The organism is Arthrobacter globiformis (assembly GCF_030815865.1).
GTDB classification, from domain to species: Bacteria; Actinomycetota; Actinomycetes; order Actinomycetales; family Micrococcaceae; genus Arthrobacter; species Arthrobacter globiformis_B.
Map to the genome: position 1 here is coordinate 2,669,477 of NZ_JAUSXI010000001.1, position 22,909 is coordinate 2,692,385.

Annotated in this window: 20 protein-coding genes and 5 pseudogenes; 11 read left to right on the forward strand and 14 right to left on the reverse strand. The window is 61.9% G+C overall.

Features of this window, described 5'->3' with window-relative positions:
• Nucleotides 1–2: 2 nt before the first annotated feature.
• Both QFZ33_RS12125 and QFZ33_RS12130 read left to right on the forward strand, forming a co-directional pair.
• Entirely contained in the window at nucleotides 3–1,298 is a 1,296-nt protein-coding gene (locus QFZ33_RS12125; RefSeq protein WP_307027769.1) for an MFS transporter, read from the forward strand.
• A 45-nt stretch (nucleotides 1,299–1,343) separates the two neighbouring features.
• Complete coding sequence (locus QFZ33_RS12130) at nucleotides 1,344–2,573, forward strand: alpha-hydroxy acid oxidase (RefSeq protein ID WP_307027771.1); 1,230 nt, start codon at nucleotides 1,344–1,346, stop codon at nucleotides 2,571–2,573.
• Nucleotides 2,574–3,477: 904 nt separating this feature from the next.
• Here the strand turns inward: QFZ33_RS12130 and QFZ33_RS12135 are convergent.
• Both QFZ33_RS12135 and QFZ33_RS12140 read right to left on the reverse strand, forming a co-directional pair.
• Complete coding sequence (locus QFZ33_RS12135) at nucleotides 3,478–3,765, reverse strand: hypothetical protein (RefSeq protein ID WP_307027773.1); 288 nt, start codon at nucleotides 3,763–3,765, stop codon at nucleotides 3,478–3,480.
• Nucleotides 3,766–4,144: 379 nt separating this feature from the next.
• A complete protein-coding gene (locus QFZ33_RS12140; RefSeq protein ID WP_307027776.1) occupies nucleotides 4,145–4,819 on the reverse strand; it encodes an alpha/beta fold hydrolase in 675 nt (224 codons plus the stop codon).
• Nucleotides 4,820–6,102: 1,283 nt separating this feature from the next.
• On the opposite strand from QFZ33_RS12140, the gene QFZ33_RS12145 reads away from it, so the two are divergent.
• Both QFZ33_RS12145 and QFZ33_RS12150 read left to right on the forward strand, forming a co-directional pair.
• Entirely contained in the window at nucleotides 6,103–7,410 is a 1,308-nt protein-coding gene (locus QFZ33_RS12145; protein ID WP_307027778.1) for an MFS transporter, read from the forward strand.
• A 39-nt stretch (nucleotides 7,411–7,449) separates the two neighbouring features.
• Nucleotides 7,450–7,595: pseudogene (locus QFZ33_RS12150) on the forward strand (3-hydroxybenzoate 6-hydroxylase); the annotation flags it as partial.
• A gap of 75 nt (nucleotides 7,596–7,670) precedes the next feature.
• On the opposite strand, the gene QFZ33_RS12155 reads toward QFZ33_RS12150, so the two are convergent.
• Nucleotides 7,671–8,024: a hypothetical protein gene (locus QFZ33_RS12155; protein ID WP_307027780.1), complete on the reverse strand. Its 354-nt coding sequence runs from the start codon at nucleotides 8,022–8,024 to the stop codon at nucleotides 7,671–7,673.
• A 61-nt stretch (nucleotides 8,025–8,085) separates the two neighbouring features.
• Nucleotides 8,086–8,484, reverse strand: a pseudogene (locus QFZ33_RS23965) (DeoR/GlpR family DNA-binding transcription regulator); the annotation flags it as partial.
• 92 nt (nucleotides 8,485–8,576) lie between these two features.
• Here QFZ33_RS23965 and QFZ33_RS12165 point away from each other — a divergent pair.
• The gene (locus tag QFZ33_RS12165; protein WP_307027784.1) at nucleotides 8,577–9,224 is read left to right on the forward strand and encodes a bifunctional 4-hydroxy-2-oxoglutarate aldolase/2-dehydro-3-deoxy-phosphogluconate aldolase; all 648 of its coding nucleotides are present in this window, start codon (nucleotides 8,577–8,579) and stop codon (nucleotides 9,222–9,224) included.
• Between the two features lie 127 nt (nucleotides 9,225–9,351).
• Here the strand turns inward: QFZ33_RS12165 and QFZ33_RS12170 are convergent, their stop codons facing one another.
• The 4 genes from QFZ33_RS12170 to QFZ33_RS12185 form a co-directional block, all read right to left on the reverse strand.
• Nucleotides 9,352–9,981 (reverse strand): methylenetetrahydrofolate reductase, encoded by a 630-nt coding sequence (locus QFZ33_RS12170; RefSeq protein ID WP_307027786.1) that lies wholly within the window; start codon nucleotides 9,979–9,981, stop codon nucleotides 9,352–9,354.
• Nucleotides 9,974–10,219, reverse strand: a complete 246-nt coding sequence (locus QFZ33_RS12175; protein ID WP_307027788.1) for a hypothetical protein — start codon at nucleotides 10,217–10,219, stop codon at nucleotides 9,974–9,976. Before QFZ33_RS12175 ends, QFZ33_RS12170 begins: the two co-directional genes overlap by 8 nt.
• A 208-nt stretch (nucleotides 10,220–10,427) precedes the next feature.
• Nucleotides 10,428–11,762 carry an aminotransferase class V-fold PLP-dependent enzyme gene (locus QFZ33_RS12180; RefSeq protein ID WP_373427347.1) on the reverse strand — a complete coding sequence of 445 codons (1,335 nt, stop codon included), beginning with the start codon at nucleotides 11,760–11,762 and terminating at the stop codon, nucleotides 10,428–10,430.
• Between the two features lie 20 nt (nucleotides 11,763–11,782).
• Complete coding sequence (locus QFZ33_RS12185; protein ID WP_307031789.1) at nucleotides 11,783–11,977, reverse strand: hypothetical protein; 195 nt, start codon at nucleotides 11,975–11,977, stop codon at nucleotides 11,783–11,785.
• A 106-nt stretch (nucleotides 11,978–12,083) separates the two neighbouring features.
• Between QFZ33_RS12185 and QFZ33_RS12190 the strand changes: the two genes are divergently transcribed.
• On the forward strand, nucleotides 12,084–12,560 hold the full coding sequence (locus QFZ33_RS12190; protein ID WP_307031791.1) for a MarR family winged helix-turn-helix transcriptional regulator: 477 nt from the start codon (nucleotides 12,084–12,086) through the stop codon (nucleotides 12,558–12,560).
• Nucleotides 12,561–12,997: 437 nt separating this feature from the next.
• Here the strand turns inward: QFZ33_RS12190 and QFZ33_RS12195 are convergent, their stop codons facing one another.
• From QFZ33_RS12195 to QFZ33_RS12205, 3 genes are read right to left on the reverse strand one after another with little or no spacing between them, the layout of a single operon-like run.
• The gene (locus QFZ33_RS12195) at nucleotides 12,998–13,285 is read right to left on the reverse strand and encodes an ATP-binding cassette domain-containing protein (RefSeq protein ID WP_307027789.1); all 288 of its coding nucleotides are present in this window, start codon (nucleotides 13,283–13,285) and stop codon (nucleotides 12,998–13,000) included.
• Nucleotides 13,261–14,298: an acyl-CoA dehydrogenase family protein gene (locus tag QFZ33_RS12200; RefSeq protein ID WP_307027791.1), complete on the reverse strand. Its 1,038-nt coding sequence runs from the start codon at nucleotides 14,296–14,298 to the stop codon at nucleotides 13,261–13,263. The genes QFZ33_RS12195 and QFZ33_RS12200 overlap by 25 nt, the downstream gene beginning before the upstream one ends.
• An 11-nt stretch (nucleotides 14,299–14,309) precedes the next feature.
• Nucleotides 14,310–14,840 carry a DUF4242 domain-containing protein gene (locus tag QFZ33_RS12205; protein WP_307027793.1) on the reverse strand — a complete coding sequence of 177 codons (531 nt, stop codon included), beginning with the start codon at nucleotides 14,838–14,840 and terminating at the stop codon, nucleotides 14,310–14,312.
• A gap of 639 nt (nucleotides 14,841–15,479) precedes the next feature.
• Here QFZ33_RS12205 and QFZ33_RS24090 point away from each other — a divergent pair.
• The 4 genes and pseudogenes from QFZ33_RS24090 to QFZ33_RS12220 all read left to right on the forward strand — a co-directional run.
• A pseudogene (locus QFZ33_RS24090) lies at nucleotides 15,480–15,557 on the forward strand (hypothetical protein); the annotation flags it as partial.
• Between the two features lie 172 nt (nucleotides 15,558–15,729).
• Nucleotides 15,730–17,094: a cytochrome ubiquinol oxidase subunit I gene (locus tag QFZ33_RS12210; RefSeq protein WP_307027795.1), complete on the forward strand. Its 1,365-nt coding sequence runs from the start codon at nucleotides 15,730–15,732 to the stop codon at nucleotides 17,092–17,094.
• A 10-nt stretch (nucleotides 17,095–17,104) separates the two neighbouring features.
• Complete coding sequence (locus QFZ33_RS12215) at nucleotides 17,105–18,112, forward strand: cytochrome d ubiquinol oxidase subunit II (RefSeq protein ID WP_307027797.1); 1,008 nt, start codon at nucleotides 17,105–17,107, stop codon at nucleotides 18,110–18,112.
• A 138-nt stretch (nucleotides 18,113–18,250) separates the two neighbouring features.
• A pseudogene (locus tag QFZ33_RS12220) lies at nucleotides 18,251–18,376 on the forward strand (hypothetical protein); the annotation flags it as partial.
• Nucleotides 18,377–19,101: 725 nt separating this feature from the next.
• Here the strand turns inward: QFZ33_RS12220 and QFZ33_RS12225 are convergent.
• A complete protein-coding gene (locus QFZ33_RS12225; RefSeq protein ID WP_307027799.1) occupies nucleotides 19,102–19,419 on the reverse strand; it encodes a MarR family winged helix-turn-helix transcriptional regulator in 318 nt (105 codons plus the stop codon).
• Nucleotides 19,420–19,600: 181 nt separating this feature from the next.
• Between QFZ33_RS12225 and QFZ33_RS12230 the strand changes: the two are divergent.
• A pseudogene (locus QFZ33_RS12230) lies at nucleotides 19,601–20,896 on the forward strand (aminotransferase class V-fold PLP-dependent enzyme).
• A gap of 201 nt (nucleotides 20,897–21,097) precedes the next feature.
• On the opposite strand, the gene QFZ33_RS12235 reads toward QFZ33_RS12230, so the two are convergent.
• Together QFZ33_RS12235 and hemQ are read right to left on the reverse strand one after the other, a co-directional pair.
• Nucleotides 21,098–21,499, reverse strand: a complete 402-nt coding sequence (locus tag QFZ33_RS12235; protein ID WP_307027801.1) for a cytochrome c oxidase subunit 4 — start codon at nucleotides 21,497–21,499, stop codon at nucleotides 21,098–21,100.
• Nucleotides 21,500–21,946: 447 nt separating this feature from the next.
• Nucleotides 21,947–22,645, reverse strand: coding sequence for a hydrogen peroxide-dependent heme synthase (hemQ, locus tag QFZ33_RS12240; RefSeq protein ID WP_373427348.1), 699 nt, complete (start codon nucleotides 22,643–22,645; stop codon nucleotides 21,947–21,949).
• Nucleotides 22,646–22,909 lie beyond the last annotated feature (264 nt).

The following is a 22,909-nucleotide window of genomic DNA, read 5'->3' on the forward strand; positions in this document are numbered from 1 at the left end:
TCATGTCCGTTCAAGTGCAACGAAGCACTAAAACCAAGTCAGGCAAAGCTGTCCTCGCACTCTGCTTTTTCTCCATCGTGGCCGAGGGCTACGACATGGTCGCCTACGGCACGTCTCTGCCCACGATGCTCGCCGATCCCACACTTGGCCTGACCGCGGTCACGGCAGGCTTGATCGGCAGCTATGTCCTGGTCGGCATGCTGGTCGGCTCTGTCGGCATGGGACTCATCGCCGACTTCGTCGGCCGCCGCAAGCTCGTCCTCGCTTCCACTGCCTGGTTCTCCGTGTGGATGGTAGTCTGCGCGCTGGCACCCAACATCACCGTATTCGGATTCGCCCGGTTCATGGTTGGCCTAGGCGTCGGGGCTCTCATCCCAACTGCGGCGGCATTGGCTGTGGAGTTTGCGCCCAAGGGACGCGGCAACACCTACAGCGCCATCATGTGGGCCGGATACCCCACCGGAGGCCTGCTCGCGGCACTGCTTGGCATCTTCGTGCTCGGACCTTTCGGGCCGAAGGGCATGTTCCTGATCGGCGCCCTGCCCCTGATCACCATTGTTCCGATCGCCCTGCGTTTCCTCCCCGAGTCCCCGGCATTCCTCAACGTCCGCGGTCGCCACGAGGAGGCCCTCGCGATTGCCGGGAAGTACGGGCTGGAGTCAACCCTGGACGAAGCGCCGGCAGAGTCAACCACTGAGTCCAAAAGCATCACTCGACGCGGCCCCCTGGCACTCTTCACCAGAGAACGCTGGCTCTCCACTGTCTTCATTGGCCTTCTCAGCGGCTGCGGGCTCTTCCTCACCTACGGGCTAAATACCTGGCTGCCGCAGCTCATGCGGGCCAGCGGCTACGAACTCGGCTCGGCACTGACATTCCTGCTGGTGCTCAACGCCGGCGCTATTATCGTTCCGCTGTTCGCATCCCGGATCGCTGACCGCATTGGCCCGCGTCTGGTCGTGGCAGCGGCATTCGGAGCGGCATCTGTGGCCATCTGCCTGCTCAGCATCAAGGGAGCCACCCCGTTCCTGCTGCTGCTTACATTCATTGCGGGCGCCGGGACCATCGGCGCACAGACGCTGGTGTACGGATTCGCGGCAACGCACTTCCCGACCTCGTGCCGCGCGGCCGGTACCGCTTGGACAGCCTCTGTCGGACGTATCGGCGGAATCATCGGTCCCTCGCTGACGGGCCTGCTGATGGCTGGCGGGGCACCGACGTCGACCGCGTTCTTTGCGCTTGGCGGCGTCGCCGTTGTGGGCGCCGCGATAGCGGCCACCGTTCCGCGCGTGCGCGCCTGACCTGCCCTGCCGCTTCACCGCCGACCCGCTGAAAGAGAGTAGTACATGGAAATCGCAGGCTTTCGGCTCTCACTCACTACGAGACCACGACCGCTCACTATCGAGGACTGGCGTCAGCGAGCTCGACGGCGGTTGCCGGACATGATGTGGAATTTCATCGAGAACGGTGCCGACGACGAACGGACGCTGCGCGACAATACAGCTGCCTTCGACGCTTGGGCGTTACGGCAGCGGGTGCTCCGTGGCGGCGGAAATGTTGACCTCTCCACGACCGTGGCCGGGGAGACGCTCGACCTCCCCATTTTATTTGCTCCAATTGGACTCTGCGGAGCCGCGCACTGGCATGGCGAGCTGGGCGCGGCCCGCGCGGCCGAGCAGATGGGCACCCGCTCTGTTCTGTCCAGCGCTTCCACCTACTCCATTGAAGAGGTGGCCGAGGGTACGTCCATCAGTCACTGGTTCCAGCTCTACCCCTGGGGAGATCGGGAATTGTCCCGCTCGATGATGGAGAGGGCAAAATCAGCCGGCTACAAAACGCTCGTGGTTACAGTCGACATGGCTGCCGTGGGCAACCGGCTCGGCGAAAAGCGCTATGGAATGGGCCTGCCGCCAACGCTCAGTCCCGCCCGTATCCTGTCGGCTGCCCTTCGGCCCAGCTGGTGCTGGGCATATCTGGTCCATGGCCGGACCACCATGAAAAACCTCAACCCCACAGGAGGTGGCGCGGTCAAATCCGCCGCCACCCAGCAGAGGGTCCTTGCAGCTCCCATGAACTGGGCCGACCTCAAATGGATGCGGGACGTCTGGGACGGCCCGCTCCTCGTCAAGGGGATCCTGGATCCGGACGATGCTGAACGCTGTGTAGATCTTGGAGCGCAAGGCGTCATCGTCTCCAATCACGGCGGTCGGCAGCTTGGGGGAGCACAAGCGACCCTCGAAGCCTTGCCTGCTATCGCCGACCGGATCGGGGACCGGGCGGACGTGCTGTTCGACGGTGGCATCCGCAGCGGCCGGGACGTCGTCGTCGCCCTTGCCCTGGGCGCCAAGGCCTGCCTTGTGGGTCGGCCGCTGACGTACGGCCTGGCCGGCGGCGGAACAGCCGGCGCCCGCGACGTCCTGCGCATACTTAGTGACGAGCTGACGCGAAACCTGAAGCTCATGGGTGTTGAATCCGTCCGGAACCTGGAACGCTCCGCGCTGCTTCCACGTGCATCCGGCACGCTCTTGGAAGTGGGGGATGGCCTCGCCCACGGAGAGTTGCAAGTCGCCCCGTAGGGCGCCTTTCGGCTGCGATCCGTAACCGGGGCCCTGCAAATACGACGAGGCTTAAATACAGACGGTCACTCATTGCGACGGTGAACTATTTACTGGCGCTTTCGCTTTGCGGCAGCAACCTGGCCGACGTCCCCAGGCCTAACTGCGCATTCTCTTGACGCGAATCCTTCGACAGGTCGCCTTCTTCCAGCGTCTCTCCGTATGGGGCTGTTTACGGGGATGGCGACGCTTAACGTCGTGTTCCAGTGCCGGGTAACCAGAATGCCGTGGACGCCTTCCTCCATAACGTACTGGACTGCCGTGTTCTATGTCGTGTTGTGCCCTAAGGTATTGCGTGAGCATCATGGGCCGCATTGAAAGAGGCACGCCCCGCGTTCATGTGTGCCGCTCACTTCTGCTGTTCTTGCAAGTAGTCGGTACTTTCCTTCGTCAATCAGGGCTTCCCTGCTGCCATTTTTCGGAGAAGCGCATTTATGGCTTTCGATTGCCTTCGCCCGCAGTGGCATAGATGAGTTGACGCTTTTCGTTTCTGTTGGCTTGGATCTCGGCATATCTTGAGGGCTTGATGCCGCTCAGTGTCCTTGCCGTGCCTTTGAGTGATCAGCGAGCGGATCCTGACGGCGCTTCGGGTCGTCCGTTTGGGTGGTAGGGGAAACCGACCGGCCTTTACAGTTCCGGGATGGCTGGTCTTTCAAGCATTGATGCTTGTCATCTGTTCTGCAGCCCAATCAGCTTGTTCTGCAGGACCAGGGACGGGGTTGAACCGTTTTGCTCCTGGGCTGCGGTGAATGTCCCCAGAGCGTACCGGGGGGCAATGCATTGAGTGGATACGCCACGCGTGCTCGTGGCGTATCCACTCTTGTGGATTAAAATCTGTCTGCGGTCCCGCTTGCCGGCGCCTTTGTCAGTGCGCGGCCGGTACGCCAGGCGTACTAGCCAGCAAGCGCTGGGTGTATGTTGCAACCGGCCGCTCGAAGATCTCTGTCGACACCCCCTCCTCAATGATGCGACCCTGGTCCAGTACCGCTACGCGGTCTGCAAGACTTCGCACGACGGCCAGGTCGTGTGTGACGAAGACCAGCGTGAGACCATCAGCCATCAGATCGCGCAGGAGTTCGATAACCGTTGCTTGAACCGAGACATCCAGCGCTGAGGTGACTTCATCGCAGAGTAAAACGTCGGGTTGTGCCACGATGGCCCGGGGGGAGCGGGACGCGGCCGTCGAGCAGCTGCAGCACATCAACTCCTACCGTCTCAGCGGGTACTGGTACTCATTTAGGCGCTAGGGAGCTTTCGATCGCGAAGACACTTTTTACCCGGCACTACTTTCAGCGACGTCGTAAGGCTTTACAACTTCGATGCGAGTCTCCGGACAGCAACCTTCGCCCTCCTACGCCACATGGATGCGGCGCTACCAAAAGGGTCTCGCGGAGTCGAAGGAAGACTTGTTAGGCACCACCATGCAAAGTACGCCGGAACTCTTCCCGTTTGGGCAGCGGTAGAAATTCTTGACTGGGGAGCTCTCGCGTACCTTTACGGGGTCTCGCTGGCGTGGTAGCGGATATTTCCGGTTACGCCGCAGCGAGCAGGGCTGCTGCGACCTCCTCGGGGTGCGTCAGCATGAGCGCGTGAGGACCATCGATGGACTGAACGGTGGCGTTCATGCGAGCGGCAAGCTCGCGCTGAGTTTCGGCAGGCAGCGCCTCGTCGCGCTCGGCGACGAGGAAGTGCGTGGGCAGGTCAGGCCAGGCAGCCTGCTCAAGAGGGGATGCATCCAGTCCCATGCGCACGTGCTTCTGGACGGCGGCAGCCACTGTGATGCGGTCGGGGTCCGCTCCTTCGGCCATGACGGCGCCGTACTGGTCGGGGTCGATGATCAGGTGCGTGTCGCCAACGACGCGGACGGCCTGTCCGAGCGCGCCGCCAGCACGTCGACCAGAGATATCCTGCACGGACTCACCAACGGCGGGTGCGAATGCGGCCACGTACACCAGGGACTGCACGTTGGGCAGGCCCGTGACAGCTTGCGACATGACCGCGCCACCGTAGGACCAGCCGGCCACAACGACCGGGCCGGGGATGCTCGTGATGGTCCGGCGCAGGGCGTCGACGTCTCCGGTGAAGTTCTCGAGCGGAAGCTGCGCGGCAATGGCGCTCCGGCCGCTGCGCGCCAGACTAGTGATTACGTCGGACCAGCAGGAGCCGTCAGACCAGAGCCCGTGAGTAAGGACGTAGGTGGGGTGCATCAGATTGCTCCATTCCTCGGCGCTCAAGCGCCAGCCAGGATACTCAAATTTAGTTACTGCCCTAATTATACGTGGACGAAGAGTACAACGAACTTGCTTCGCTGCGACGGGTGTGAGTAGCCCACGGCGCTGGGCTCGGCAGCCGCACGCCCGCAGGCCTGTGGGCTCGGCGCGCTGGCGGTCGAGAAGCATCGCTGCTCGGAAACCCCGGATTTAGGAGACACGCCCTAGGTGACTTGGTGAAGCCAGCCCATCGCGTCCTTGGCGTAACCGTGCCGGACCTCCGTTAAGGCGTTTTCCAGACGCTGGGTCAGGGGCCCTGCCCCGCTGGCCCATTTGCCGAGTTTAAGAAGGAACCGAGCAAGCCCCTCCTGTTTGGGGGTGCGTCTTCGATTTGTCCCTAATCGTTGGGGGAGGCACCTGGCACCGGGTAGGGAAAGCCAGCTCAGGCAAAGTTCGTGACGTTATAGAAGGCGGACGCAAAGGCAATGCTCCGGGCGGTACGGGGGCAGAATGGAACCATATACAAAACGGGCATTCCGGCGGCTCCACGCCCCCTTGAGAGGGGCACTAGTGGCTAGGAACAAGCGAGATAAACGACTCGCTTCGATCATCTTGCGAAGGCCAGTGCGTTTGTCCAATATCCACATAACAGTCTGCGTTGGGGCCATATCGATAACTACTCACTGGGGGACCCCATTACGTTCTCTTTGCGGGCACGAATACAGGAGCCGTGCAGAAATGCTGGCCACCTATGGGCAATTCTCAATGGCCGTTGACACAGGATGAGCAGTCCGTCTGACGTTCTGATTGAATGGCTAGGATCGTTCAGTGGCAGGCGGTGCTTTTCGCTGTTGCGGAAGCGAGGGGCCATGTCACCCATTTGGTGTCCTTCGGTCGTGGGGCGCGGCAGCCTAATTGCCCATTATGGTCCTCAAGCCAGCTTTCGGAATCGTCCGGTTGGGGTGTGCACTAGCTGGACGCGTACGACCATTGTGTGACTGGCGATGGTTATCATCCCGCTGCGGGAGGGGCCTTGCGGCCGAGGCGCGGCGGTGGTTTTCTCACGGAAGGGATCGCGCACTCGTGCCTTCCTGTGTACGGTGCTGCACTACGCCGGCCCTGTGAGGAGAGCGAAGCGGGAACCCCAATGAGGGACGGCGATCAGGGACTGCGTCAACGATATGGGTACCGATGGGGTACGTGGGCAGCCGCCGCGCGGGTGCATTCTGCATGACAGAATTTCATAGGCCATCCATCGAGAAGGCCAGCACAGTAGTGGGATGAACCACACACCTTCCGCTGCAGAGCCGCAGCGCCCAATGGCGGGTCCGGACTCCGGCCGGGGCGGAACCCCCGGCTCCACCCCCTCAATCTTCCCCAAGCGGTCCGTGCTGGCCGTCCTGGTCTGCTGGCTGCTGGTGGTTTTCGACGGGTATGACCTGATCGTCTACGGCACAGTCCAGTCATCGCTGATCAACGGAACCGACTGGGGCCTGACAAAAGCCACGGCCGGAACCGTAGGGTCCATGGCCTTCGTCGGCATGATGCTCGGCGCCATCTTCGCCGGCCGGATGTCCGACACCTGGGGACGCAGGCGCACCATCATCGGGTGCGCCGTGGTGTTCTCCGTGTTCACCATCCTTTGCGCCTTCGCGCCGAACGCCGTCGCGTTCGGTGGCCTCCGGCTGCTGGCCGGAATCGGGCTGGGAGGCCTGGTCCCCTCGGCCAACGCGCTCGTGGCGGAACTCGTGCCGGCAAAGTGGCGGTCCACCATCGCAACGCTCATGATGTCCGGCGTTCCCATCGGCGGCTCCATCGCCGCCCTCGTGGGCATTCCCCTCATCCCCGCCTTCGGCTGGCCCGTCATGTTCCTGATCGCAGTGCTGGCGCTGATGGTGGTCATTCCGCTGGGTATCCGCTACCTGCCGGAAACCCTACCGTCCGAGGAATCCGGAACGGCCAGGGATAAGGAGCCGGTGGGCTTCGGTTCCCTGCTCCGTCCGCCTTTCAGGGGCCTGAGCATGCTGTATGCCATTGCCACGCTGGTGACCCTGTTCGCCTGGTACGGGCTAGGCACCTGGCTTCCCAACCTCATGCAGCTGGCCGGGTACAACCTCGGGTCCGCCCTGACGTTTGCCCTGGCACTCAACCTGGGAGCCGTGGCGGGATCGGTCATCACAGCCTGGGCGGGCACCCGGTTCGGTCCCGTTCCCACGGCCATAGCGGCAGCGGCCGTCGCCGCCGCGGGACTCCTGGTCCTGGTCACAGGCCCGCCGGTCGCCGTCGTATACCTCATGCTGGTGCTCGCCGGCGTGGGTACGCACGGCACGCAATGCCTCATCATCGCCGCGGTGGCAACCCATTACCCGGCACACCTGCGGGGAACGGCCCTGGGCTGGGCGCTCGGCGTCGGCCGGATCGGCGCGGTCGCCGCGCCGCAGGTGGGCGGGCTGCTGCTCGCCGCCGGACTCGGCGTTAACTCGAACTTCCTGGCCTTCGCCGGAGCCGCCGCCGTGGCAGCCGTGCTGCTGGGATTCATCGGCATCAAAACCTCCTCATCGAAAGCAGTAGGAGCTACTCATGTCTAACGTAAAAAATCCACCGATGTCCTGGTAGTGGGTGGCGGCATGGCCGGCCTTGCCGGGGCCCTGGCCCCGAAGGAGAACGGCGCCGACGTCACCCTCGTGGAGGTGCCCCCGCCTTCGGCGAGGTGGGCGCCGGCCTGCAGATTGCACCCAATGCGTCCCGGGTCCTCAAGCGCTGGGGTCTGCTGCGCAACGTCAGGTTGGGGTGTGCCCTATATGGGCAACTTGTGAAACGGCGCCGCACACGTTTCGCAGGGTCGCGCCTACGAAAGGGCCGGCTTTCCAAGTCGGGCGACGTGGACGGTGACACCGAGGTCGCGGATGTTCTCCTGCATTTCCTGGGGTAGTTGTTCGTCGGTGATGACTGCGTCGAGTTTCTCGATTGGGGCCACCCGGAATTTTGAGACGGTTCCAAATTTTGTGCTGTCGGCCAGAAGGAAGCAGGAAGTCGAGGCTTGGAGGGCGGCGAATTTGACTTCCACTTTGTCCATTGATGAGGTCGTGACGCCTCGGGACATGTTCCAGGTTCCGGTGCTGAGGAAGAATAGGTCGATATTGATGCCCTTGATGGCGTCCGCTGCGATGCGGCCTGAGCTGGAGGCGCTGGAGGCGTCCACCCGCGCCGCCGGTGTGGATGACCTCGATGTGGGGGTGGATGAAAAGGCTGGTTACCACGTAGAAATCGTTGGTGACGACTGTGAGGTTCTGGCGCGCACTGAGGTAGGGCACCACGGACTGGCAGGTGGTGCCCGCGTCCAGGAATATCACCATGTCATCCTCCACGAACGTGGCAGCGAGCTCGGCAATGGCCTGTTTGCGGGGCAGCTCGAGCTGGGCCCTGAACTCCCGCTCCCGGGGAGGGGCCTGACCGGTCCATTCCGCCAGGCGTACCCCGCCCTGTACTGAGACGACCTGACCCGAATCCTCCAGGGCTGTTATGTCGCGCCTGACGGTCATGTGGGAGACGTTCATGTAATCGGTGAGACTGCGGATGCTCAGCACCCCTTCGCGTCGAAGCAGCCGGAGGATTTCCTGATGGCGCTGCTCGGGGATAAGCGGTCTGGCTGTCAGATTCACGTGCGGGCTCCTTCGATAGCAGGAACTACCACTTTAACAAATTTTCACTCAGCGTTCCCCGCGTGTGAAAATTTGGGATACAATATTATATTATGTTAACAAAGTTTGAAGTACTCGAGACCATCGTCAAGTCCGGCGCTCTGCTGATTGCCCGGCTTGATTCCGCTGACGAGGCCTACCGGGTCGCCGAGGCTGCGATCGAAGGCGGAATCCGTGCGGTGGAGGTTCCGCTGACCGTCCCGGGCGCGCTCGGAGTCATCGAGCGGTTGACGGACAAGTACGGCGAGCAGGGAATCGTCATTGGTGCCGGCACTGTCCTGGACGCCGAGGCGGCCTTCGCTGCCATCTCCGCTGGGGCGCGGCTGCTGGTCAGCCCGCAGCTGAACCCGAAGATGATCGCTGCGGCGAACCGGTATCAGGCGGTCACTGCCAGCGGCGCCTTCACCCCTACAGAGGTCGTGGACACCCTTGAGGCGGGGGCGGACATCGTCAAGTTGTTCCCCGCCGAACTCGGCGGACCCTCATACGTAAAGACCATCCTGGCCCCTCTTCCGCAGGCACCAATCATGCCCTCCGGGGGAGTGACCCCGGAGAACGTCAGCGCCTGGTTCGCAGCCGGCGTCACCGCAGTCAGCGTCGGCAGCTTCGTCACCAAAGCCACACAAGGCACCGGAGACTACGGGCTCGTGGCCCAGGCCGCCCGGACATTCCTCGACGCAATCAACGACGCCCGCCGCTAACGCCCGGTCATTTTCAGACCAGAACCGACAGCAACTGTCGGACCAAGCTCGGCGATAGCCGAGCCGGCACCTCTGTCCTGGTTTGGTTTTCACTGGCATGCGGCTATTCATGGCCGGGAGTCGCCGTTCACCTCTTGCGCATCAATCCTGCGTCAATGCGGACGGGCGCGTCGATTCCTTCGCTGCGGAGGCGCTCCATCCACTGGACAACGGCATCGGCGTCGAATCCGAACTGGGTCGTAATTTCGACCGAGCAACCCGCATCCTGGAGAAAGCCGAACTTCCATTTGATGCAGCGCCAGAGCGTGTCGGCGTCGACCTTAGGGTGTCCTTCTGGATACCCCACGATACCCACCTGGCGGATAAAATGGCGTTCCAGGAGGCCGCTTCTCAGGAGGGCCAGCGAGTCCTCAAAGGGGCCGGCAGGAACGGCCGGGTCACCGCCCACAAGGATTATCCGCGACGGGGCGGCTTCTGCAACCAGAGCGTCGAGAAGATAATCGCGGTCCCGCTCCGAGCGCAGGCGGCGCGAGGAAATAATTGGGACGGGCTCGAAACCGCATGCCCGTATTACCCGTGCAGCTTTGATGCGCTGGGCATGATCTTCATTTCCGAGGAACGCGATGTTGATCGGCGTTCCCGGTGGAATGGCAGCCTTGGCGGCCTCGACTTGCGCGATGTCTTTGGCTGCAACTTCCAGCGCGTAGGGCCCGTCGGACTCGGTGGCGGATCGGCAGTGGCTGTGGAGTTTAGACATCCCCATCACCTGACTTTTCTGAGTAGAAGCAGTTCAGCTTGACAGAGCAGAATCCGACGGCAGCCTGGGCCGTGAGGACGAGGATCAGGAGTCCGGTGCCGAACGCCTCCCAATGTCCGTACGGCGTGAAGTGCAGGAGGCTCTCGTGGCCTGTGGCGGATGCGGACCCGAAAGAAAACGCGAGGACCGCACAGGTGGACATGGAAGCAAGGAAACCCGCCCTACCAACAAGCTGCAATTTGGCTCCTCTCAGGGATGTCTTAGCCATGGAATGTCTTCTCCTGAAATGTTGGGTGGGCAAGGAGTGCCTGCCCGCTGCCGGTTAAGACGACAGGCTGAAAGTGAAAAGGAGGCCACGGCCCTCGTGCCTTCTTTTGGGCAATGCGCCAGGGCATGTCCTGACCGAAGATTCGGTGACGGGGGTTATCCTGCAGGCTGTCTGCGCGTTAGGCGCGGAAGTAGCTGCGGACTCCCGCGACGGCTTCGAGGAAGGTGTCGATGTCGTCCGTGGTGTTGTACAGATAGGTGCTGGCCCTGGTGGTTGCGGTCAGTCCAAGTCGGCGGTGGAGCGGTTGGGCGCAGTGGTGACCGACGCGCACAGCAATTCCCATCTCATCGAGGTACTGTCCGACGTCGTGTGGATGCACTCCTGCGACGTCAAAAGCTGCAAGGCCAAGGCGGGGTTCTCCGGCGCCGGGACCGACTATGCCTACTCCGTCAATGGTGATCAGTCCTTCGATGAGACGCCGGCCAAGTTTTGACTCCCACTGGTGGATCCGTTCCATGCCGATGGAGTCGAGGTACTTGACGGCTGCGGCAAGTGCGACGGCCTGGGAGATCCGCTGGGTACCGGCTTCAAACCGTTGGGGAGCGGGCAGGTAGTGGGCCTGTTCCATGGTCACGGTTGTGATCATGGAACCGCCGGTGAGGAAGGGCGGCAGTGCGTTGAGTAATTCGTTGCGTCCGTAGAGAACCCCGATGCCGGTGGGGGCGAGCATCTTGTGTCCGGAGAAGACGGCGAAGTCCACGTTGAGCTGGTGAAGGTTCAAGGCCATGTGCGGGGCTGACTGGCAGGCGTCAAGGACGGTCAGGGCGCCCACCTCGCGTGCCATTGATACCAGCTGGTCAACGGGGTTGATGGTGCCCAGGACGTTCGAAGCGTGGGTGAACGCAACCAGACGGGTGCGGGACCCTATCAGCGACCGGGCCTCGTCCATTTGCAGGGTCCCGCTGGCCGATACCGGTATGTGCCGCAGACGCGCCCCTGTACGGAAGGCCAGTTCTTGCCATGGGATGAGGTTGGCGTGGTGTTCCATTTCGGTGACGACGATCTCATCGCCAGGGCCGAGAAGGAAAGGGGCTAGTTCGGCCCCGCCTCTCTTCCGAGCCGCCCAGAGCGTTGCATTGGAGAAAGCGTAGCTTAGGGCGTTGATGGCCTCGGTAGCGTTTGAAACCCAGACGATTTCGTTCTCCGCAGCTCCCACGAACTGAGCCACGCTTTGCCGGGCCTCTTCGAACGCCTCTGTGGCTTCCACGGCGAGCGTGTGCGCCCCTCGGTGAACGGCGGCGTTGCGTTCCTGGTAGAACGCCCGCTCAGCTTCAATGACCGGGAAGGGGTTTTGGGAGGTGGCGCCGGAGTCCAGGTAGATCAGGGGTTTGCCGTTGACCTCTTGGTCCAGGGCGGGGAACTGGCTCCGGATGCGCAACACTTCGGCGTTATCGATGCCGGCACTTGATATGGCGGTCGTAGCGGCCGCTGCGTGACGCGCTCCTGCCCGCAGGGACGGAGTCGCTGCTGTCGTCACCTCAGCGACTGATCGTCAGGGTTTTTAGGGACCACGTAGGTGCTGCCGTCAGGACGGCGGAGGGTTTCCCACTGCTGGGTTTCCGCTTGGCGCTTCTTGAGCAGTTCCTGGTTTTCCTCGGTCATGTCGTGGTCCAGGGCGCTCTTGTTCGCCGGACCGAAGACTGCCCGCAATTTGCCCGTGGCGTTCATAAACTTGTGTACAAAACCCACTGTTCTTCCACCTTGCTCTAACTTTGTGCCTGTCAGATAGATCAAGAGTACACTAAGTATTAGCAGACTAATGATTGGAGCAATGATGACTGAGGTGGCGCGTCAGCAGGGGACTGAGAATGATCTTCTGCTGGAGAAGCAACTGTGTTTTGCTTTGAGCGTCGCGGCCAGGAGCGTGGTCGGGGCCTACAGACCCGTGCTGGAAAGGCTGAACCTCACTCATCCGCAATACCTGGTGATGCTCGCCCTGTGGGAGAGAAGCCCACAATCGCTTCGGGAGATCAGCAGTGCGCTGGACCTCGAGCCGGCGACGCTGTCGCCGCTCCTTCGCCGCCTGGAGACAGCCGGCCTGATAACACGACGGAGAGTACCGGGAAACGAACGCGCACTCGCCGTTGAGCTGACAGCAGCAGGTGTTGCCCTGCGGTCCGAAGCGCTGTCCGTGCCACAGACCATGATGCAGAGGCTCGGGCTCGACCGGGAAGATGTTATTCAACTCCATGCGGCAATGACGCGGCTTATCGACGCTACAAAGGCCAGCCGTCAGGGCACTGCCGACTAGTTGGCGATTGCCCTAGCTGGCAGGCTTGGGCGCCCTGCAACACCAGCTTGCCCTTCCAGGCCGCTCTCCGCATGGCTAGAACTCACGGGCTCCTCGCCGAATGATGTCACTGCCGTGCGCGGTTCCGGAGCAGGACCTTGGTTAGCGAGTCCAATCGACTCCAAGGACGTCTCCGCAGCCTGCCTCATGACAAGGAAGCATCCTTATAATTCCCAGGTCACGTGGCACTCCAAGTACCGACCACATGCCCGGGCGCGAGCAGCTCGGTAGCTGGCCAACAAGCACCGGCACACGGGCACGATTACGAGCAGCCACGATGCGAAGCATAGATTTGTCACTCGACAAGGAGAATTAAGGGCGTATGACAGACGGATGACAAGATTACTCACACCTTGACAGTTTGCAGCAAACGGTTGAGAAGCCACATTCCGCCCTACTTAGCCGGGGCCACAAGTAACCGTCCCTCTGGGGCCAAAAAAGCTTGACACAATCAACAACACCACCGCGTGGCGTTCGTTCGGGTTCTCGAATTCAATGCTGCCTGAATCTAGGGGTTCCAGGCCCGCGATGGCCCGTAGCAGTGTGGATTTTCCGCTGCCGCTGGGGCCAAGTACGGCCAAGACCTCGCCTTTGCCCAGGATCAGGTCGACCCCATCCAAGGTGGGGCCGGTCGCGAATGAGTAGGTCTTGGTGGCCCGGCTTACTGTGAGTGCTGTATTTCCCATCGCAGGTGTCCTTCCGTAGGGGATTGCACGGGCAGAAACGCTGCCTCGCGCAGGCGCCGGGCTGTGGCTGACGCCGACTGGTATCCCCGGCCACCCACCACTGCTGCTTCCAGTCGAGTGGCGGCGCCGGTCAGGTGGGCGCTGTCCAGCCGCAACTGCAGCAATGACAGCTTGGAGGGCGGGGACGGGTCTTCAGCCATGGCAATAAACTCGCGCTGCAGCCGCCTGAACTCCTCGGTCACCACGTCCGCATCTGGTTTGAAGCTTTCGTTAACTCCAGTGAGGCCATCTGCGGCGGAATTCAACGCAGCCGCCGAAAGGCCCAGGCAGAAGGCGGCCTGCAGCAGCAGGAACGGTTTCCGGATTGACGTCAGGAACGCGGGCACATCATCCGTCATGATGTCCGACGTCCGAATGAAGACGTTCTGAAACTCCAGCGACGCCGAACGTGTCGCGTTCAGGGCAAGGAGCTCAGTGAGATGACGTACGGTAAGGCCTGTTGCACCCGCCATCGTCCGCACGATCAGTGCCTTGCCGTCCTCTTCCACGACAGGCAGGACGACGATGGCATCGTCATAGATATTGGACGCCCACGGAATACTGCCGCTGATCCTGAGGCCGCCGTCGACTCTTCGGGCCAGAACCGGAATCTCACTGATACCGGCAGCGGCTTTGAAGGCGGGGGCCATGGCAGAGGCGGCCGGCCGCTCCGCCTCGAGAACGCCGGTGGGCAATTGGGCGCCTGTGGCGTCGTGGTATGCCACAGCCATGCGGTGCCCCCACAGCGAAAACGCGGAGGCAACACACTCTGAGGCCAGGTCGTATATAACGGCGGACATGGGCAACAGTGATCCGCTCCTGCCCAAGTCCAGCAGACCGATCTCTCCGATGCTTTGGAGCAGCGTGAAGGGTGAAATCTGGCCTGCATCAACATGCGCGGCGCTGCGCCGTGCCTGTTCCAGGAGTGCGCTGCGTTGCGGATACTGCAGCAGCGGTTCGGCGAGGGGTTCCATCTGGGCTGGGCTTACCCGAGTTTGTGGATGCGGTCGATCGGGGTGCTGACGACCTCACGGGCGTGCTTGACGGAAGCCTCGTCCGGAGCGTCATAGAAGCACAGGCACTTGACCGTGTCTTCACGGACGTAGGTGCGCAGGAAGCTGACCTCAGGTACCTCGGCGTATTTGGGCGAGTTGGCTTTTTTGCGGGCCAGGTAGGTTTCCATGTCAATGTCGGCAGGGATATCCCATTCCACCAGGTAGTCAGCGGTCTTGCGCAGGCTTTTGATGTCCTCAAGTTCGGCGCCGATAAGGCGGACCTCATCCGGACCTGTCAACTGATCGGCGCGGTCGCCGACCGCTCCACTGACAGCCGCTTCCAGACCGGGGTCTCCGGCAGCTTCGATGATGATGAAGATGCGCTCATTGCCGGCGGCGACCTGGCTCTCGATGACCTCTGCCTTGATCCTGGCGGCGGCGGCGGTGACTGCCTCGATGAGGCCAAAAGCTACTTCCTTGGTCCGAGTGGCAGGGACAACTTCAAAGAGGAACAGAGACATGGGTTTGCCTTTCAACCGAAAAGAGGGTGTAACCGGGGTAGGTGAGACGGCGGCAACGCGCTTCTTCCAAAGGGCGTAAGTCGCGTTGCGCACTACTCCTTTGCATCGATTGGTACGCTAATGATTAGCACCCTAACCATATTGGGCAATGAGATTACAAAGAATGAAGTGTGCGTCAACAGGCGGGCCAGCTGAAGTCGAACTGGTGCTCAAGAGGAGACCCACTGGCTGTAACAAGGGCAGTACGGACCGTAGTTGGGGAATGGAAGCCGATATTGGATGCCTTGAGACTTACGGACTCCCAGTATCTGCTGACGTTGGCGTCCGTGGAGCTCGGTGGCCCGTTCCAGTGAGTCTTCTCCGCCCTTTGTAGGCGCCGATGCCTAGCCGCGTTGCACCTTCTGACGGTTGCCGGCCCGCGTGCGCACGGACGAAGAAGTAGCGCGGATGGGCGATAAACCTGCATTAGCGCTGTCCCGGTCGAGGTGCGGCTCGTATGCCTGGTCGAGTCGCCCTTCCCAGAGTGGCCACCCGGCAGTCCGCCATCTCCGCTCCCGGGGCGCGTGGCTTCATGATCGAACGCAACTCCGGGGCCTATCGGATTCGTTCCTGGTATCGCAGGCCTGAGAGTTCGCACACCTCCATACCGAATACGACGAATTCCTGCACTTGGCCCTTTCCCCAGCACTGGCCGGCGAAGCAATAGCAAAGGGGTAGGCCATGGCACACCCGCTGACAGGCATCACGCGGGCCTAAGAACAAAGTCAGGAGGAAGGCGATGAGCACAGCCGCGCCGGTGCAGCTGTATTCATGTACCGGGATCGGGCGCGTACGATGCCACTAACCAATCGGTTTGGCCCTCGCGGCCCCTGCCGGTAAGGAGTCGCTCGTGTTCGTCGATGTTGTTGTCCAGGTCCAGCCCCTCGATCTGATGGCCGCTCGCTTGCAGATGGCCCTGTCGCTGGGCTGGCACATCATCGTTGCGTGCTTCGGCGTCGGCATGCCGGTGATCACGCTGCTGGCCGAGTGGCGTGGCCACAGGACCGGTGATTTGAACTACCGTCTATTGGCCAGGAGGTGGGCCCGGGTGATGGGCGTCCTCTTCGCCGTCGGTGCCGTCTCGGGAACCATCCTCTCGTTCGAGATGGGCCTGCTCTGGCCCGGACTGATGGGAGTCTATGGGGAGGTGATCGGCCTGCCGTTCACCCTGGAGGGCGTTGCCTTCTTTATCGAGGCGATTTTCTTGGGCATCTACCTTTACGCCTGGGACCGGTTGCCGCCGCGCACGCACATGCTGACAGGGATCCCCGTCATCCTTGCCGGCATTGCCAGTGCCTTCTTCGTGGTTACGGCGAACGCCTGGATGCAGCAGCCCACCGGGTTCGACGAAGAAAACGGGCGGATTATCGCAGTGGACCCGGTGGCAGCCATGTTCAACCCCGCCGCGCCGCCACAGACCGTCCACATGATCCTGGCCGCATTCATGGTGACAGGTTTTGGCATGGCCTCGGTCTACGCCTTCGCCATGTTGCGCGGGCGGCGCGACAACTACCACCGGCTGGGCTTCATGCTGCCCTTCGCCGTTGCTGCCGCTGTCACTCCCGTCCAGATCGGGGTAGGCGACTGGGCAGCGCACTTCGTCGCCAACTACCAGCCAGTGAAACTCGCGGCCATGGAGGGCATTTTCGAGACGCAGCGGGGAGCCCCGCTGCATCTCGGCGGTATTGCCGTAGATGGGGAAATGCAGTACGCCATTGAAATCCCCAGCGGCTTGTCCCTCCTGGCACACTTTGACCCGAACGCTGAAGTAATGGGCCTTAACGAGATCCCGGAGGACGCCCGGCCGCCAGTGAACATCGTTCATCTCGCCTTCCAGGCCATGGTGGGCGGAGGCTTTGCCCTGCTGGCGCTCTCCGTTTGGATGGCAATCGCCTGGAAGCGGCGCAAGGATCTGCCCCGGTCCGATTGGTTCCTCCGGGCCGTGAGCCTCTCGGGCCTCATCGCCGTGGTCTGTTTGGAGGCCGGCTGGGTGGTTACCGAGGTGGGCCGGCAGCCCTGGATCGTTTTCGGCGTCCTGCGGACCTCTGACGCCGTCAACCCTGCGCCCGGGCTGTTCTACGGGTTCATTCTCGTCTCCGTGGTGTACCTCTTCCTCACAGTTGCCACTCTCTATGTGCTGCGGCGGCTCGCCAAAGACAAGCCGATTCCCCTCGCGCCTCAGGAGTCGGATGTGACAGGCTACAAAATCATCTAGGAGGTCAGCCATGCCGCTTGCCGAGCTGCTGATGGCAGCAATGTGGATCTGCCTGACGGCGTATGCACTGTTCGGAGGAGCCGACTTCGGCGGGGGCTTCTGGGACCTCATCGCCGGCGGGGCGGAGAAGGGCAGACCGCAACGAAACCTGATTGAGCATTCAATCGGCCCCATTTGGGAGGCCAACCACGTCTGGTTGATTTTTGTGATCATCCTGACCTGGACCGTCGTCCCCTCGGTGTTCGCCGCCGTGTCCTCAACCCTCTACATTCCGCTGACCCTCGTCGCCCTGGGCATTATTGCAAGAGGATCAGCCTTCGCGTTCCGAAAGGTCAGCCAAAAACTGTGGCAGCAGCGCCTGTTCGGCGGAGCCTTTGCCCTGTCCTCCGTAGTTACTCCCTTCTTCCTCGGCACCGTCGGCGGCGCCCTTGCCTCCGAGCGGGTTCCTCCGGGAATAGCGGCAGGTGACCCGATCACCAGCTGGGTCAACCCGACCTCGCTTGCCAGCGGACTGCTCGCCGTGGCGACAACTGCCTACCTTGCCGCCGTGTACCTGACCCACGATGCCCGAAGGGAAGGTGATCCAGCGCTCGCCCAGGCCTTCCGCCGTAAGGCCCTCGCCTCCGGAGTGGTCACCGGCGTGCTCGCAGTCCTCGAGCTGCTCATCTTAGCGACAGACGCCCCAGGGCTGTTCCGCCAGCTGCTGTCCATGCCCGCGTTGCCCTTCGCCGCCGTATCGCTTGCTGCCGGCGTGGCGTCCCTGATCCTGATGTCCCGGCGCAGTTTCCTTACCGTCCGTCTCTCCGCGGCCCTCGCCGTTACGGCGCTACTGTGGAGCTGGGGAATCGGGCAATATCCCAACGTCCTTCCCGGACTCCCTCTCGCCGACGCTTCAGCGACCGAAAGCGTCCTTTTAGCCAACTCAATTGCCGTACTGATCGCCGGGATTCTAGTGATTCCCTCTCTGTGGTGGCTCTACGCAATCTTTCAGCGGGACCAGTCCGCCAACCGCCACTGACGGCAACGATCGTATCCGCGTTGGTGCTTGATGGTCCGCCAAGATGGTGACCTACTTGGACCAGAAGGGTCGGTCCACGGTCAACTTGCTCGGACTGTCCGAGGAACGGCGAAGGAAAGGGGATCACCTCTAAGGTCCCCGAAGGACGTCCTGCTGCTCACCGACGGCCGGTTCTCCAGCGGTACCACCGCCCTGCGCGTCCGTCACGTTGCTCCGGAAGCGGTCGACGGCGGTCCAATCGCCTTCGTCAAGGACGGGACCCGCCCCTTTGCACCAGCGCCTAGAATCCCTATTTTCATACTCCTACTTACCTGCACTTTCTGTTATCCCTCAGAAGGGGTACCGGGCTGCTTCTTGTTGAATGGTGACCCGCTGGATGTCAGTAAATGATTCGATGTTAGCTTCGGCTCCGCCGATCCGGCTTCCGTTTCCGGAGTTGCCGACGCCGCCGAACGGAACGTGGGCCTCATCTGCACGGTCTGATCGTTGATGTGCAGCAGGCCGGATGGGATCCTGCGGGCAACATTCCAAGCGTTCATCGCATTGCCGCCCATCACGCTCAGAGACAGGTCGTACTCGGATGGGATGGGTAAAACACAGCTGCACATCCGGTGGCACCAAGCGGTGGACCAGGGAAGGGATGTCGGGTGCGCGGTGGGGCTGGCTACTCAACGCTATGCTCCTTCCCTCGCACTTCTGTCGCTTCTCCGGCGTCGTGCCCAGGCCAGGAGGCGAATGCCCCTGCACTGCCTATCATCGCAACAATTGTCAGCGCTCCCGCAGCCCAGCCCAGACCAGCTGCCGCACCGACCCAACCGGCCAGCGGATACGTCAGGATGTAACAGGCGTGCGAGAGGGAAAACTGGGCAGTGAACACGTATGGCGGTGTCTCCTCCGGGGACGCAGCGCGCAGCAGCCTCGATGACTGTGTGAGGATCGTGGCGATCGCCGCGACGAGCAGGAACCAGAGCCCCAGCAGCAGCCACCAGTTAGTCCGTAATGTCCTGCCCGCGGCTCGCCTTTGTAGCATCGATGAGCCGCATCATCGCCGAGTGGAGTTGTTTGACATCCTCCCGGTTAAGGCCGAGGCTTTGCATCGTCGGCTTCGGGACTGACATTGCTTCGGCCCGTAACGCAGAACCTGCTGCTGTCAGCTCAACGGCAAGCGCGCGTTCGTTTTCCGGCACCCTTCGGCGGGTTATCAGACCCGCCGCCTCCAGCCGGCGCAAGAGCGGTGACAGCGTCGCCGGCTCATGAACGCCACAAGCAAATGCGGGCAGTTTTTGGTCCGGCGAACAAGAGCGCAATCGATCACGACATGACCGAAGAAAACAAGGAACTGCTGGAGAAGCGCCAAGCAGAAACCCAGCAGTGGGAAACTCTCCGCCGCCCCGGACGGCAGCACTTATGTCGTCCCCAAGAACCCGGATGACCAATCGCTGCGATGACGAAAGCAGCAACTGCGCCTCTCGGGCAGGAGTGCATGACATAGCCGTCGGCGCGAAGCCCGCAACGGGTGCCAAGGACATCGATAACGCCGACGTGTTGCGCATCCGGGCCGATTTTCCTGCCCTGGACCAGGAGGTCAACGGCAAACGCCTGATCTACCTGGATTCGGGCGCCACCTCCCAAAACCCTTTCGCAGTCATCGAAGCTGAGCAAGCGTTCTACCAGGAACGCAACGCTGCCGTGCACCGGGGGGCGCACAGCGTCGCTGTGGAAGCCGCAGAGGTGTTCGAAGAGGCCCGGCAAACTGTGGGCCAATTCGTCGGAGCGGCAGAGGACGAAATAATTTGGGTCTCAAACGCTACAGAGGCCGTCAACGCCCTGAGCTGCGCCTTCTCCAACGCAACGCTCTGGGGCGCCCGGCAAAGGGGCGGGGCTGAACTCGCCCCGTTCATTCTTGGTCCCGGGCGATGAAATCGCCGTCACCGAAATGGAACACCACGCCAACCTGATGCCCTGGCAGGAGCTGGCCTTCCGTACAGGGGCGCGTCTGCGGTACGTACCGGTATCGGACTGCGGGACCCTGCAAATGGACGAGGCCCGGCATTGATCGGCCCCCGGACCCGGCTGGTTGCGTATACCCACGCCTCCAACGTACTGGGCACCATCAACCCCGTAGGCCAGCTGGTATCAATGGCACGCGAGGTGGGCGCCCTGACCGTCCTTGACGCCTGCCAGTCAGCCCCGCACATGGCCTTGAACCTTCACCAGCTCAACGTGGACTTCGCCGTCTTCTCCGGACACAAATGCTCGGCCCCACCGGCATCGGCGTACTCTACGGACGCCGCGAATTACTCAACGCACTGCCTCCCTTCCTCACCGGCGGTTCCATGATCACAACCGTGACCATGGAATCCGCCGAACATCTGCCCGCTCCGCAACGATCTCCCAAGCAGTTGGGTCGGCCACTGCCGTGAAGTACCTCGACTCCATAGGAATGGAACGGATTCACCAGTGCGAGGCAAAGCTTGGTCAGCGTCTGATCGACGGACTGAACAGTATAGACCGAGTACGCATAGTGGGTCCCGCTGCGGGAGAGCAGCGGGTCGGCCTAGCTGCCTTTGACGTCGCAGGAGGTGCATCCGCACGACGTCGGACAGTACCTGGACGATACGGGGATTGCTGTTGCGCGTACGTCCTCACTGCGCCCAACCGCTCCACCGCCGACTTGGACTGACCGCAACCACCAGGGCCAGCACCTACCTCTACAACACCACGGACGGCATCGACACCTCCCTCGAAGCCGTCGCAGGAGTCCGCAGCTACTTCCGCGCCTAACGCTCAAGCATGCCGCTAGGGCAGGGGCGGCGGCGTTTCGTGAGCTTCGCCTCGGGATCGCCGGCGTTGCGTCGCGGCACCTTGCTGCGCGACGGTTCACCTTCCGGTTATATCGTCGCTGCCCGACGGCACTGTCTACTGAACTTACGCGAGGAAGAGCCCGCACTTAACGGGCTCTTCCTCACGGTGACTCAGCGGGATCTAGTGTGCGTGATCTCCGCGGCTGTATTCGTATACCCAGCCGATTAGTGCGATCAAAGTCAGGGCCAATCCGATGTACAGGATCCAAAACCCGACTGCCAGGCCGAGGAATCCGGTCGCTGCCGCGAGACCGAGAACAAGCGGCCACCAACTCCAGGGAGCGAAGTGTCCCTGCTCGCCGGATCCCTCGTGCATTTCGGCGTCCGGGCGGTCCTCAGGGCGTGAACCGACTCGCTTTCCCGTAAAGGCGAGGTAGGCACCGATCATTCCGCTCAAACCGCCCGTGAGGTAGAGCGCCAGGAAACCCACGGGTTCTCCCCAGTGGACAAGGAATCCATAAACGGTGCCGACACAGAAAAAGAACGGAGTCAAGTAGATGAAGAGTCCGCTTTCGATTCTCACGCGTCCGCGTCCTTCCAGTTTACTGAGCCCGTAATGCTGCGCCGTCATCGCGGGTACGCGGCTGCTGCAGATCTGGGTCGTGCCGGTGAAGCGCCGGGCGCTCGGACAGGACACTTGGCCGAAAGGTGAAGTCAAGGCCCATATGCGGACAAGACGTTCCCCATCCCGGTGAGGTACCCAGGCCCGTGGGAGCACCGGCCTTGTTGGGGGTTCCCGTGGTCCTTCTGTGCGCGCTACCGGTGCGATCCATCAGACTCATAGACTTGCTTTCCTTTTCTACATTTCACGTGCCGCCTGCCGGGGATGCGCCCGGGGTGTACACACAATTGGCTTGCTTTTATAACGGAGTCACCCTTTGTAGGGGTCCACCTTCTATAGGCGAGGGAAGGCCTGTTACCTGGGAAATTGCCAACTTATTGCGGCCTACGGCGTGGACGGACGATTCAGTCAACGAAGGACATCAGCAATTTCACTTGGCTCAATTCGTCGGCCGGTGAAAAAGGGAACTTCTTCACGAACGTGCTGACGGGCGCTTGTTGTTCGTAGATGGCGCATGAGATCGACGAGATCCGTCAGCTCCGGCGCTTCCAATGCAAGCAGCCACTCCCAGTCGCCCAGCGCGAAGGACGAAACGGTGTTGGAGATAACCTGGGGAAATTCCCGTCCAAGGAGTCCGTGATCACGCAGCATGAGTCCGCGTTCCTCTGCCGGGAGCAGGTACCAATCGTACGAGCGCACAAACGGGTACACACAGACCCATGCTCCAGGCTTTATCCCTTCGGCGTAGGCCGGTACATGGCTTTTGGCGAACTCCGCTTCCCGATGAACGCCCATCGCAGAGCATGCAACGGTTGTGCCTGCGAAGAGGCGAGTACGCCGAATTTTCCGGACGGCGGACTGAAGCGCCTCGGGCCGGCTGCCGTGGAGCCAAACCATGACATCGGCATCGGCGCGCATGGAGGAGACGTCGTAGGCTCCCCGAAGGGTCGTTCCGTCCTGACTGATTTCAGCTAGCAGGTCCTCCAAGGAGGCCGTACTGTCCGGTGTCGTACTATCCGCGCCGCGGCTGAAAACCGTCCAAAGCGTAAAAAATTGTTCAGGTTCCTTGACAGGAGTCCGGGCAGTAGACGCGGAAATGCCGTTCAAAAGGTGATGCCTGCTTTCAGGGAGCATTTTCATGGGCGGGGGAGGCGCTAACCGAACTAGCGGTTACCGTGCCACCAGGTAGGAAGTGCCATCAGCATTGCGCACGGTAGCCCACTGCCGCAGTTGCTCTTCGCGCTGAAGCTGTGCTGCATCCCGCCGCACAACCACCCGGCCCGCGACCGAACCCTGTTGCGCGGGGCCGAAAACCGCCCTTAGCTTCCCTGTGCCCCGCATGAACTTCCGAACGAACGACTCTTTGCCAGC

Coding starts and splice junctions, on each gene's coding strand:
- QFZ33_RS12125 (WP_307027769.1), top strand. CDS start 3: ATGTCCGTTCAAGTGCAACGAAGCACTAAAACCAAGTCAGGCAAAGCT.
- QFZ33_RS12130 (WP_307027771.1), top strand. CDS start 1,344: ATGGAAATCGCAGGCTTTCGGCTCTCACTCACTACGAGACCACGACCG.
- QFZ33_RS12140 (WP_307027776.1), bottom strand. CDS start 4,819: ATGCACCCCACCTACGTCCTTACTCACGGGCTCTGGTCTGACGGCTCC.
- QFZ33_RS12145 (WP_307027778.1), top strand. CDS start 6,103: ATGAACCACACACCTTCCGCTGCAGAGCCGCAGCGCCCAATGGCGGGT.
- QFZ33_RS12165 (WP_307027784.1), top strand. CDS start 8,577: ATGTTAACAAAGTTTGAAGTACTCGAGACCATCGTCAAGTCCGGCGCT.
- QFZ33_RS12170 (WP_307027786.1), bottom strand. CDS start 9,981: ATGTCTAAACTCCACAGCCACTGCCGATCCGCCACCGAGTCCGACGGG.
- QFZ33_RS12185 (WP_307031789.1), bottom strand. CDS start 11,977: ATGAACGCCACGGGCAAATTGCGGGCAGTCTTCGGTCCGGCGAACAAG.
- QFZ33_RS12190 (WP_307031791.1), top strand. CDS start 12,084: ATGACTGAGGTGGCGCGTCAGCAGGGGACTGAGAATGATCTTCTGCTG.
- QFZ33_RS12195 (WP_307027789.1), bottom strand. CDS start 13,285: ATGGGAAATACAGCACTCACAGTAAGCCGGGCCACCAAGACCTACTCA.
- QFZ33_RS12200 (WP_307027791.1), bottom strand. CDS start 14,298: ATGGAACCCCTCGCCGAACCGCTGCTGCAGTATCCGCAACGCAGCGCA.
- QFZ33_RS12205 (WP_307027793.1), bottom strand. CDS start 14,840: ATGTCTCTGTTCCTCTTTGAAGTTGTCCCTGCCACTCGGACCAAGGAA.
- QFZ33_RS12215 (WP_307027797.1), top strand. CDS start 17,105: ATGCCGCTTGCCGAGCTGCTGATGGCAGCAATGTGGATCTGCCTGACG.